This window comes from Micrococcales bacterium, from assembly GCA_009784895.1.
In the GTDB taxonomy this organism is placed as follows: Bacteria; Actinomycetota; Actinomycetes; order Actinomycetales; family WQXJ01; genus WQXJ01.
In genome coordinates this window covers 21,093-32,923 of the sequence record WQXJ01000027.1, presented here as the reverse complement: position 1 = coordinate 32,923, position 11,831 = coordinate 21,093, and the positions used below count along the sequence as shown (strand labels likewise).

8 protein-coding genes are annotated in these 11,831 nt (G+C 59.7%); 2 read left to right on the top strand and 6 right to left on the bottom strand.

Annotated elements, in window-relative coordinates; all coding sequences use genetic code 11:
• The coding region (locus tag FWD29_06265; GenBank protein ID MCL2803540.1) for a hypothetical protein at window positions 1-542 on the bottom strand (542 nt) is incomplete at its 3' end.
• A 609-nt stretch (window positions 543-1,151) separates the two neighbouring features.
• Here FWD29_06265 and FWD29_06260 point away from each other — a divergent pair.
• On the top strand, window positions 1,152-2,585 hold the full coding sequence (locus tag FWD29_06260; GenBank protein ID MCL2803539.1) for a DUF6056 family protein: 1,434 nt from the start codon (window positions 1,152-1,154) through the stop codon (window positions 2,583-2,585).
• Between the two features lie 89 nt (window positions 2,586-2,674).
• Here the strand turns inward: FWD29_06260 and FWD29_06255 are convergent, their stop codons facing one another.
• The 5 genes from FWD29_06255 to FWD29_06235 form a co-directional block, all read right to left on the bottom strand.
• A complete protein-coding gene (locus tag FWD29_06255; GenBank protein MCL2803538.1) occupies window positions 2,675-3,487 on the bottom strand; it encodes a hypothetical protein in 813 nt (270 codons plus the stop codon).
• Window positions 3,488-3,645: 158 nt separating this feature from the next.
• A complete protein-coding gene (locus FWD29_06250) occupies window positions 3,646-4,143 on the bottom strand; it encodes a hypothetical protein (GenBank protein ID MCL2803537.1) in 498 nt (165 codons plus the stop codon).
• Between the two features lie 693 nt (window positions 4,144-4,836).
• A complete protein-coding gene (locus FWD29_06245; GenBank protein ID MCL2803536.1) occupies window positions 4,837-6,000 on the bottom strand; it encodes a DnaJ domain-containing protein in 1,164 nt (387 codons plus the stop codon).
• A 12-nt stretch (window positions 6,001-6,012) separates the two neighbouring features.
• A complete protein-coding gene (locus FWD29_06240) occupies window positions 6,013-7,008 on the bottom strand; it encodes a hypothetical protein (GenBank protein ID MCL2803535.1) in 996 nt (331 codons plus the stop codon).
• Window positions 7,009-8,313: 1,305 nt separating this feature from the next.
• Entirely contained in the window at window positions 8,314-9,021 is a 708-nt protein-coding gene (locus FWD29_06235) for a VWA domain-containing protein (GenBank protein MCL2803534.1), read from the bottom strand.
• A gap of 451 nt (window positions 9,022-9,472) precedes the next feature.
• Here FWD29_06235 and FWD29_06230 point away from each other — a divergent pair, with 451 nt between their 5' ends.
• Window positions 9,473-11,764 (top strand): protein kinase, encoded by a 2,292-nt coding sequence (locus FWD29_06230; protein ID MCL2803533.1) that lies wholly within the window; start codon window positions 9,473-9,475, stop codon window positions 11,762-11,764.
• The last annotated feature ends 67 nt before the right edge of the window (window positions 11,765-11,831 follow it).

Here is an 11,831-nt window from a genome sequence, read left to right as displayed (position 1 = left end):
TGCGCGCCAATATCGTCAACTGCTTCCATCCGCTCACGCAGCTCACTGGCCAGTTCTTGGTCACCCAGCGAGCGGATAGTGGCGATCAGTGCCACGTATGTCTTCCACGTTGGCGATAAGGCGACACCCCTGAACCAGCCATCCGCAGTCACCCGGCACATCTCAACCAGCACCCCCCGGCGACCTTCGGCTGTTTCTAGTGCGCCTACGTTTTCCCGCAGCGTGGCAAAGGCCAACTCAGCAGCCTCGTCGTCGAGCGGGCCGTAGCAGGGGCTGGCGACATCGGCCAAGCGACGCAGCAGGTCTTCGAGAAAACGCTCTTTACGAGGCCAAACCCTATAAGCGGTGGTCCGCGAGACGCCGGCTAGGTTGATGATTTCGTCGAAGCTCAAATGCCCCAAGCCGACGGTCAGGCCATGCTGGCCGACCAGCGCCTCAGCAGTGTCAAGCACCTGGTTGCGGACCGCATCCCTCGGCCGCTCGTCACCAGTTATTGATCGCTCCGGGACTCCGGAGAGCGAGGCATTCTCCCATGTCGACATGAACTAAGGATGCCACGCCGCAACGGTGGTTGCCAACGGACCTGCCTCGCCGGTCAGGGTTGTCCCAGGTCGCAACAGGGCCCGACATTTGGGATATGGTATTGCATATGCAAATCTACGCGGCAGTCAGCCCCGCTGCCGCCGTCGGGACTGTCTATGGTCCCGCAGCCAACCAGGGCACCGAGGCAAGCCCACACCCAACGTGGCTTGACGAAAGAGCACGCACCGAACAGGAGTAGGAATGGCCACGAAAAGAATCACAAAGGCGATTGCGGCAGCTTTGGCCGTCACCGTACTTGGCTTTTGCGGAGCCGGATGTGGCTCGTCCAACAAAGGTGCCCAAACAACCTGCGGCGAGTGGTATTCACTGAGTAGCAAGGAGCGGCGGGCTGTCCTGGAAAGGATCGCCAAGTCTATTCCCGACGAAGACGTCCCTGTGGATGAAGACGAATGGGCATGGACCGCCAAGCAGATCACGAACCAATGCGGGTACTTAGCTGACTCGGACACCCTTGGAGATTTGTTAGGGCTTGGCGAGCCCTAGTGAGCCTTAGTAGCTTGCCTGACCTGGTGCTTGCCAGAGGAAACCGCTGACCCACATTGCGTGCGATGCGCTCGCCTTCCTTTGAGCCCGGGAAGTCCCCGGTGGCGCCTTCGTTGACCCGATCGCATAAGGCACTCGCCACTGCACTGTATCTGGTGCCAGTCTTGTTCCTGGTTGTGTCCTATTTCGTCATCACAGTTGCGGCCGAAGACATTTACCAAGGTGCTGGCACTCCGCCTGATGTGCTGGGCGACGCGGCCGCGGCGTTCGCCAACAACTCGCGAATCAGCGACATGTACGCATGGGCCGTGATCAATTTCTTCGACTACCAGTTCGCTTTTGGCCCAGACACTGTCTTTCGCTTGATCGACCTGATCCTCGCCTTGACGGCCTTGTACTTGATGACGCTGCTGGCTCTCCAAAGGCGGCCGCGGCTACGCGCACCCGACGCAGCAACTTTCAGCACCGTGTTTCTTGCCGTGTTCTTGACTTGGATGGGCAGGTCGCTTTACTCCGGCTTTTCTGTGATTCACAACTACTTGCTCATTGCCGTGTTGTCCCTTGTGTTCCTGATGCCTTTCATCTACCGCCTGTTGGATCGCAAGACCCCGGAATCTCGCGCTTTCAACTTGGCCATGGCCCTACTTGGGTTCTTGTTTGGGTTTTCGACCAACGTCACCCCGGCGGCGTTCGCGATAACAGCCCTTATCGTGGTGTTGTTCGACCGATGGCGAAGGCCAGACCAGGGCTCGGCCAAATCGTTTGTCGCGTCGTGGCGCTTTTGGGCATTCCTTGGCCTGGGAGTGTCAACTGTCCTGATGTATGTGGTGGGGGCCGGTGTCTCGGCCTACCAGAACAGCCCAACGTACCTATTGCGTGAGGACTACATTTCACTGGCGGCCTTGCTGAGCTCGCCGATCAGCAGTGGCTGGAAGTTGCTAAGCCATTTTGGCTTCAACGCACTTCAGATCGTTGGACCATTGGTGATCGTTGGACTACTACTCTGGCTGGTTCTGGTCACCTCAACCCCAAAGGCATCACGCCAGGTGCCTCGCTTGACACCAGCTGAATTGAGGGCGTTCGCCACCCTTGGACTATTCATTTGCGTCCACACCACAGCCTTATCGCAGGTCAAGGCTCAGGCTCGTTGGCTACTTCCGGCGTACATGCTTGGCGTGGTTGGCCTGCTCTACTATTTCCGAAAAGCCGCCTTGGCCAGCCGCCTACGGCCGCGACCCGCGACCAGAGCGGCTGGACTGGTCTTGGTAGGGTCCATCCTGGTCACCGTCTACTTTGCTAATACTGCGATCGCGTATCATCGCCAGATCCACAGCGTCTTGTGGCACATCAAACAGTCCCCTGGGCAGGAAACGTGTGTCACCCGCGAATCCGTCAAGAATCACACCATCAGAGGCTTCCGATTTGGCCAGGCGGACATGCTGGGAGATTGGGTCATGCCCGCGACAATCTACGGAAAGACGGTGTACTTCTGCGACTGACGATGCTGCTAACCCTTGCGGTGTGGTGCGGCGTACCGGACCGGGCCAAAGCACCGAGCGCCCACCGCGGCGGGGCATTTGACCAGCCCCTACGCGAAGAAATAGTAAAGGGGCTTGGGAACGTCAACACCCGAGACTGTCGTCTTGATGGCGATCTTGACCAGAACTAGCAGCCCAATCGCGGTGAGCAGCCCGACCGCCATGATTAGGAAATCCGTATTGTCGGATTGCCGGAACTGTCCCAAAAGAACAATGACTCCGCAGCCCCACACCAGAATCAGCAATTTCAACAGAATCATTATCGCCAGGTAGCACAGGGCGATCGCCTTTTTCACCGGAGCCGTTATCGCACCGAGGAGCCAGACCACAAGCCACACAACCAGGCCCAGCAGCACAAAAGATAGTACGCTTTGAACCGCCGTCAGCCAGGTAGGATCCGATCCGGCAATTAGGTCGACTCCCCGATCGATGAAAAGCGTGAAGAACATTGAAACGCCTAGTGGCACCAGGATCCCCTCAATGCCCACATCCCCCAGCCATTTACCAACCGCGCTCTCATTCAGAGCCGTTTCCCTCGCCATCTTCAGCACTCCGATAATCGCAAACGCCATGAGAAACTTTGACATGTTAGCCATGATGCCGGCGAGCACGGCGTCGTTCGGTTCGGAGACGATTGGCTCGAGCACGCCGCTGGCAAACTCCCCAACATCCACATTTGCGATGGTGCTTGCCACGAGTTCCACCACCCCCGTGACGTACTCGCCTAACGGCATGACCTGCCGGATCGCCACCATGAGTTCTTCGTTACCGAGCAGGGCCGCCACCGGAAACACTACAAAACACAGAACCAGGAACCCGAACAACAGCCGGCCAAGGCACGACCCTCCACGACCACCGCTCATACATCAGCCCTTTCCGCGACGAGCCCACCCGAAAGATCGACTCCAACCACCGCCAGGCATCCCATTCGTCCTGGCCACATCGCTACGGCGCTGCCCATACTCTGACACCGATCGCTGCTACCACGGTCGTTACCGTCTGCTCACCGGGTCGCGGGCAACTAAGTGAGGTTCCTTGCAAGCGCGAGCACCAGGAAACCGATGTTGGTTAGCGTCAATACGATGCTATACGTGGCGAACATGCCCAAAAAGGCCCAAAACGGGCTCGCCCCTGCGAATTGAGCCCCATGTTGGATGCCAACATACAAGGAAACAGTAAACCCGACTACTCCGATGGCCAGTAGGAACATTGACAACGGCGGGAACAGCAGGCACGTCAGGATGGCGGCTACTGCCACCAAAGTTGACACCAGCAAGGCTGATGAGACAATATTCAAGACCGCCATAAAGGGAACGGGCTTCCTGAACATTGCATACAGCGCCTTAACGAGCACACACATGAGAAAGTAGGACACAAGCGAGCAAACAAGGCCGTAGCCAAAGAGAGGACCATACGGGATAGCCTCCCTGACGGACTCACCGACGTATCCGCCGTAACCGCCCAGTACGCTCGAGGCACCAGTGGCGACTTGTTGGATGGCAATGGCGGGAATCAGCATAAACGCTAGTGCAGAGACAAAGACGTTTGCCCCTCCAAGTATCAGCCAGACATGGGCTCGCGATTTGGCCGCGACACCGATTGCCCCAAGTGGCTTTGATGAAAAGAAAGCCTTGAGACAAGCTTGGGTGTCAGTCGCTAATGGGCTTGGTGCGACCCTTGCGAGTGGCACCTGCGGCTGGGCGGGATTTGCGGCCCCGGATCCTTTCGTCGGGCACCCTGTTGGGCAAAAGCCGCCGGGTGCAAGTTGTCTACCACAGTTACCACAGAAATTCATTCCGAAATCTCCTTTGTGTCTGTTCAATTTCGATTCTGCTTGTCACACCACAGCCACATTCGCCATGTGCGGTTTTGGCACCCGCTCTGGCCGCGTTGTCTTCGCCACCCTGGCCCCAGTCATTCCATGCCAGCCCTGTCGTACCTGGGTCTGCTCCCGTTGCCATGATTAGAGCCGGAGATTGGGCCAATGCAGCCGAGGCCGCGAAGGCGCCGCTGTTTGCGGCAAGGGCGAGAGCGACGACGACGAGGAGCGCCGCAATGAAAAGAGCTAGGACGAAGGTTCGCCAGGGTGTCAAGAAACGTTGCCTCACGACAGGCGGCTCAATCGACTCTTGCCTAGTTTTCTTTTGCCGGCAGTACGGGCAAGCCGGCAGGTGGTCGGGGTACTCGTGGGCCCGGGCGTCGCCGCAGTCGATCAACCCCATGTCGCGCCCATCTTTCCGCCTGCTTGCGTTTGGCCCTGCGGCGAACTCCGAGCTGGCCCCGCGGCTGCACGCGGCCCGGCGCGAGAGCCATCTTGCTTCAATTCCGCCAGGTATCTTGCAAGGGATTTGATCCATTGATCCGTAGTTGGACGTAGACCTGGATCAGCCTTTCCCTTGCCTGACGCACGGACAGACAGCTCCCCCAGTTCCGGCGTGAGGCTGCCCTCAGCTATGAGGCTATGAACATGCAAAGCGAGGCAGTACAGATCAGAGCTCGGCTGCCTAATGGTTGTTTTCAGATCAACATCAGCTAGCTCAGGCGGCACGAAACCCGGCTGAGACACTTCGCACGTGTGGTACCTGCCTGCTGCGTCTCTAACCTGCATGTCATCGCAGTCCCTGAGGCACACGACCAAGCTTGGCGAAACCACGATGCGGTGGTCACTAAGGTCGCCAATGACTATTCCTGACTCGTGGGCCTGGCGAACGATGAGCGCAAGGTTCAGGGCAATAATTGCCCGATGCCGAAGATCGAGCCGGCTCGTCCAAGTGCGGGTTTCGCGAGCAAGGGCGTTTTCGATGCGCCGGATCTCCACGGATTGGTTCATATCGATGGCAGGCATGGTGAAGCCGCACACTCGACCGGCCCGTAAGACCGCGTCCTCCGGCCACGCCAGGGCAGGAACCGTCTTGCCAGACCGCCTGTCCTGCGCTGTCCGCTGTCTGGGCTTGCTCGCCACCATGGCCATGATCTTTGCTCGCCTGTTGGCATTGATCTCGTGATCGTGGTAGATCTTCGCCACTAAGTCTGACCGGCCGGCCACCCGAAAGACCGAGCTTCGCGTGTCTTGTCCGGCCACGCGCTGGCCCAGGATCAAAGGACTGCCGTCGGCGGTCGCAAATGGCACACGGTTGATTGGGGAGCCGAGTCTGCTGCCGTGACGGGCCTGGTCGTATCTCCGGCGGGCCTTCGAGTTTGAAAGAACCGAATAGGCTTCGGTGATTTGCTTAAACACGTCCCCAACAGCGGGCATGCTGTGGTTCTGATCAGGATGGTACCGGCGCGCGAGGGAGCGAAACGCCGCATGAATCGTGTCAGGTTCCGCACCCACCGGGACGCCCAAAACGGCGTAGTGATCTGGCTTTAGATTCACGCTGCGCCTACCTTAAGTAGCTCGCCGCTTGAGAGTGGAAGTCTTCCACTGGGTGGGCTTCCAGGCCCCGATGAACCGGCTGAGCTCCGATTCCCATTGACCCGCGGACGGGCGCAGTTCCGGGTTTTCCGCGCCGGCTTGGAAGGCCCTTTCGAACAGCGACAATGTGCTCGGCGGTAGGAATACCCTTGGGTCCAGTTGGTTCTTTTCGATCCTCAGAGCACCACCCGCCCTGCCTCTCCATTGACCATCGCGGGCCAGAACTGCGTTGTATGGCTTGTTGCCCAGCTCTGGGGGGTAGAGGCCGTTGCGGAACGGGTGCCTGTCCAGAAGAAGGCAATAAATGTGGACCGCGAGGCAGAATAGATCGGAGCTCGGCTGCCGGACAAAGGTCTTCAGTGACTTCCCAATTAGCTCCGGTGCGAGAAAACCGGGCTGAAACACCTCGCAGGGGTGGTATTGGCCTTTCCTGTCCTTGACCTGCATTGAATCACAGTCAATCATGGTGACAACCAGGTTCTTCGACACGAGAACGTTGCGCTCATTGAAGTCCCCTATCACCGCCCCAACACTGTGAACCTGGCTGACGAGGAATGCGAGGTTGCGCGCAATGTTGGCCCTAAGCCCGAGGCCAAGTCGTTGTGTCCAGCTACGTGCTTCGCGAGCGGCGATACTCTCGACATTGTGAATCTCGACCGACTTGTTCATGTCGACAGCCTGCATGGTGAAACCGCACATTTGCTTGCCGCGTAACACAAGATCCTCCGGCCACGTCAGCACCGGCATGGTTTTCCCAGATTGTTTGTCCACCGCAGTACGCTGCCGCGGCTTGTTTGCCACCATTGCGCGGATTTTGGCCTTCCTGGCGCGGGCGATGTCTTTGTCGTGGAATACCTTTACCACCAGGTCCGGCTGCCCGGACACCTTGTAGACCGAGCCTTCGCCGCCTTTGCCCACAAGCTGACCCGTGGAAACAGGTTCACCAGCGGCGTTCGCGTACTCAGTCATGTTGGCCGCCCTGTGTCTCCGGGGCGATGACTTTGACCCTCCTTGGGGCTTGGCTTCGGATGGCGCCGCCAACCCCATCCAGGTAACCGGAGCCACCAGGGCCGCTTCGCGGCAGGAGGCAGGTTGCGCTGCCGGCCCGACGGAGCACCTCTCGGCGGTGGTCCAGGCATCGCACCAACATGCTGCGGTTGCCCGTCAGAACCGACGTCGAAGACCATGGTTGCTGGATCACGCCCTGGGGCTTTTGGACGAGGGGTGACCGCGACCCCGGCCGGGCTTTTCGGTGGCCGCCTAGAGACAGTCCTTGGCCCCTCTTTTCCTCGCTTCGGCGGCGGCGACGCCGGCATGAGGCTGCTGTAACGGAAGACTGGAACCCTCTGTCCGGGGGGCGGAAGAGTGTCGATGGGAGCCCGGAGTGCTAGCAGCAACGACTTGTCGTCACCCGGGGGATCGTGAACGGTTGCCCTCTCCTTCAGCCACGTTTCGAGTTGGTCCGGTGAGAGGTCTCCAGATGCCAGAATCTGCCAAAGTGCTTCGAAAAACCCAGGGTACGCCGCGTAGTTGTCCTTAATCGAGGTGGCCTGGTAGCGCAGCCCATCAGTTGAGAGCGCAATCGCAGGGACGTTGCCTAGGTCGTCCCAGCGCCACTGCGGATGGCCGGGTTCGCGCCCCAGTAGCTGGAGAAAATGGGTGTCGGTCGCAGCCGACTCTCCCTTGGCTTCGACAAGTACGGTCTTGGCTTCTTTTCCATCGAGTGTTGCTACAATCCCATCCCCGATCTGTGCGACGTAGGCATGGCCAGGGGCCAAAACGGCAACACACAAGGTCGTGTTCATTGATTCTGGCGAAAGAGAAAGTGCTCTGCCGAAGTACCGGACGTGACCCAGCGCGCCATGAAACAAAAGTCGCAACCTGCCGTCGACTTGGCTCTTGTTTGTCGCGGAATAGAGCTCGTGCAACAGTGACCACGCGACGGCCTCGGACGTTACAAACTGAGTGGCGGCCCAAGAGCCCCAGGCCGAGGTCCCTGTGACGCTGCCAGCGCCATCGGCGACCGCAAGCACCTGGTAGTGCTGGCCAAAACTGATCCAAGCGAACGCGTCATCGCAGCCTTTGCCTGCCTGAAGGTGTGACGGGCCAGTGGCTCGCGCACCGACGATCTGCGGTCTACTGCCCATTGACGCCCCACTCAGTGACCATGTCGACCCTTGCGGCCTCGATCTTCACGAAAAACCCCGGCCACGGCACGCATCTCGCCGTGGCGGCGCGGCGGACAAGGGTGGCAGGCATCTCGACGCTCACCGGTCAGGCAATTGCCCACCCAGAGATGTCTGCTAGCTGCACTTGCTCGGTCATGGCGGCCAGTTCGTCGTCGTTTGACCCGCAAATCTGGCTACTGGCGACAGCTGACATTGATGCCGACAGCCACTCGAAAAAGGCACTGAAGTTGACCCCGGCCAGCCTCATGGCCGGGCGCTGCGGCATCGACAACCTGCTGAGGGTTGGTAGATTGGCGCGGCTGCCGATTCCAATTGGAAAGACTGTGGCACCCTTGTGCTGTGCCACGTCTGCCAAACGCTGAACGGCCCGCTCGAACTCATCTGCGTCGGTGGGAGCGCCATCGGAAAAGACCACAATCCATGGGCGGTAATACTCAATGCCCTCGGCTCGATAATCCCGCTTTCGCGCCTCGACCATGTCGAGCGCCTTGTTGATTGCGCTCCCCATCGCGGTCAGTCCGTTGGCCTGGAAGGTGTAGCTTGGCAGCGACCTCCCTTCCTGCAATGGGATCGCGACCCGGGCGCTGCTGCCGAACTCAATGACTGCGACTTCGGTGCGGCGGCTGGCCAACTCGTCGTCACGCAGGAATCGCCTGAAATCCGCGAATCCCTTGTTCAACTCGCGAATCGGCTCGCCTTCCATTGAACTGGATGCGTCCACCAACACCGTGCAGACGACACGCGGCTCAGGGTTGTCAGTGTTTAGGGGCACGACTTCAAGGTCACGAGACATCAGGAACTCCTATTTCTAAGTGAGTTGGGTGCTGGTGACCTGCGCAACGCGGGCGATACCCAGACACTGAAGAATCCTCCTCGAGATGGCACTGGGGCAATCGCTGGAGCTACGGCCATCTTTGCAAACGCAAGAGAGCCTACCGTCAGGCTCAGCCTGGGGTCAACGTTGTTGCGATAGCAAGTTTGGTATCTCTCATTTCACCGACATGCGCCCGACGGCCCAAATACGGACGATCAAGCGACGAAGGGGTCGAGCGGCATCGATCCCGCCGATTCCTTGGCGCAGAACCCCATGGGGACTCTCCCCATTCCTTGCTGATTGGCGGGCTGGGACAATCGCGGTTGCCGACCGGTCTGCCGGTTGGGAATGCCAACGGCGGGGACGGGCCCGGCGAACCGGTGGCGGGCTCGGTGTTTGAGAACAAGTGAGGCGATAGGGGCGTGGTCTGGTGAATGCCGGTGGCTCTCCGGCCCCACCCAAAGTGGCGGGGTTTGAACCTGTCCAGCTGTTGGGCCGCGGCGGGTTTGCTGATGTGTTCCTGTACCGGCAGTCCACGCCACGCCGTCAAGTGGCGTTGAAAGTCCTTCACACTAGTGACCTCGGTGACAAGGCGATTGGGAAACTGGCTCTTGAAGCCGACACTATGGCTGAGCTATCTACTCACCCGCATATTGCCACAATTCATACCAGTGGCTTGACCGATGACGGCCGCCCGTACCTGGCCATGGAGTACTGTCCCAAACCATCTTTGAACATTGGGCTGCGCACCGTCCGCCGCACCGTTGGCGAAGTCCTGGGTATTGGTGTAGAAATCGCTGGCGCGGTGGAGACCGCCCACAGATCCGGAGTGCTACACCGTGACATCAAACCAGCCAACATTCTGGTGACCCAATATGACAACCCGGTACTGACCGATTTTGGTATCGCTGTTTCGGTCCGCCAATCCACCGATCAGGTGGAGGGCCTGTCAGTACCGTGGTCGCCACCAGAAGCGTTCACTCAACCGCCAACGGCCGGGCCATCAAGTGATGTTTGGGGCCTGGCGGCCACGGTCTACTCGCTGTTGGCCGGGCGGGCGCCGTTTGAGGTTGTTGGTGGCGACAACACGGCTTCGGTTCAGATGGGGCGGATCCAGAGCGAGGTGTTGCCACCGGTAGGTCGGGCTGATTGCCCGCCCAGCTTGGACCGGGTGCTGGCCGTTGGCATGGCGAAGGATCCTGAACGACGTTTCGCCACAGCGTTGGCGTTCGGTACGGCTCTGCAACGGGTTCAAGCCGAACTGGGAATTGACCCAACCCGAATGGTCATCCAATCCGACAACCAAGACACCCCACCCGTTGTTGCCGAGGTTGGTGACGATCCCGACGACACTCTGACTCGCCTACGCCACCCAAGGCTGATCGACCAACCGGAACCAACCAGACCAGTTGAGCCGACCGTCTTTGACGGTCAAACCGGACCCACCAGAAAGGCCGCCGGGCAGGTCGAACCGGACGCACTGGCTGAACCGGTTGAACAGGCCGAACTCGACGAGCCGGGCGGGCCGGGCGAACAGGTTGGGGCAACCGATTCGACCCCACAGGTCAAGCCAACAGGCCCAACGCGAAAGACTGAACCTGGCGAACAGTCCAAACCACCGAGAACAGCTGGGTCGGGACACAAGACTGAACCGGCCAAACAGGTCAACCCACCAAGAACAGCTGGGCCAGGTCAGCCAGCCGAGCAAGTAGCGCAGTTTGGGGCGGCAAGACCAACCGAACCCGGCAGGTTGGTCGATCCGAGCGGGCTAGGCAATGACACCAGGCTGGCTGTGTCCACGGCCCCCACTCGGCCAGCGGTCGGCAGCACCTTCCCAGACGAAACCCTGTTGGCGCCAACTCGGGCGGTGCCAATCTACAACCGACCACCGGAAAACCGACCTCTGACGACCCAACCTGGCGTCTGGGAGCCAAGACCCGAGACCCAGGCCAGCTCAACACCGGGGCGCAGGTTGCGGCGCACCTTGGTGGCCGTGGCCGTTGCGGTGGTCGCCATTGCTGGAGGCGCTTTCTTGGCGTATCTCTTTAGCGGTGATCCCGAACCGGTAGTGGCCGCCACACCCGGGCATACCCGTGACGCCGCCCCTCCGGTCGAACCAACACCAACACGGACCGCCACGCCGGGCTCGGCCCAGGTCCCGTTGCTCGCACCAAGCCCGTCTCCAAAGTCCAAATCCGGATCGATGCCAACGCCGTCTCCAACTGAACCGACCCTCGTGGAAGGCACCTGCCTATCGGTTTCGCCAGGGGAACTCAAGACAGATCCGCCCAAGGACTGGAAAACCATGCAGGTGGGCTGCGCAACGCGACGTGCCGCAGTCAGACTCGTGAATCCCGACAACTGCACAGATGACTCAGGTTGCGCGGGATTGCCCGGCGGCACGAACCCGCCTCTCATGTTCGTCCCGCTACCGGCGGAGGGCGTCTGCTTCCCCGCCTATGAAATTGGAAACACCGGAGTCGGAACAGGATGGGTCAAGGAATGGTCTCCCTGCGATGATTTCCGCCGACCGCCTTTCGTTGACAGCGACGCAACGAAAGAGAGAATTGCTGGCGAACATGGTGTCTCGGTTGGAGACCTCCAACCATCAAAGTGGAAGATCGACAGGCTTACTGTTGGTGCATCCAGCTGCGGTCAGTACTACTTCGACAACGTGGTGTTCGACGGTCAAACCTATGTCGCCTGCGCGACGATGCAATAGTTGGTGTTACGTGATCATGTCGCACCTCGGCAACACCACAGCTCAGCTAGTTCTGGGGGTCGTTTCG

Bases quoted from the DNA above. Each gene is read 5' to 3' on its own strand.
- FWD29_06260 (MCL2803539.1), top strand. From the start codon at position 1,152: ATGCGCTCGCCTTCCTTTGAGCCCGGGAAGTCCCCGGTGGCGCCTTCG.
- FWD29_06255 (MCL2803538.1), bottom strand. From the start codon at position 3,487: ATGAGCGGTGGTCGTGGAGGGTCGTGCCTTGGCCGGCTGTTGTTCGGG.
- FWD29_06250 (MCL2803537.1), bottom strand. From the start codon at position 4,143: ATGCTGATTCCCGCCATTGCCATCCAACAAGTCGCCACTGGTGCCTCG.
- FWD29_06240 (MCL2803535.1), bottom strand. From the start codon at position 7,008: ATGACTGAGTACGCGAACGCCGCTGGTGAACCTGTTTCCACGGGTCAG.
- FWD29_06235 (MCL2803534.1), bottom strand. From the start codon at position 9,021: ATGTCTCGTGACCTTGAAGTCGTGCCCCTAAACACTGACAACCCTGAG.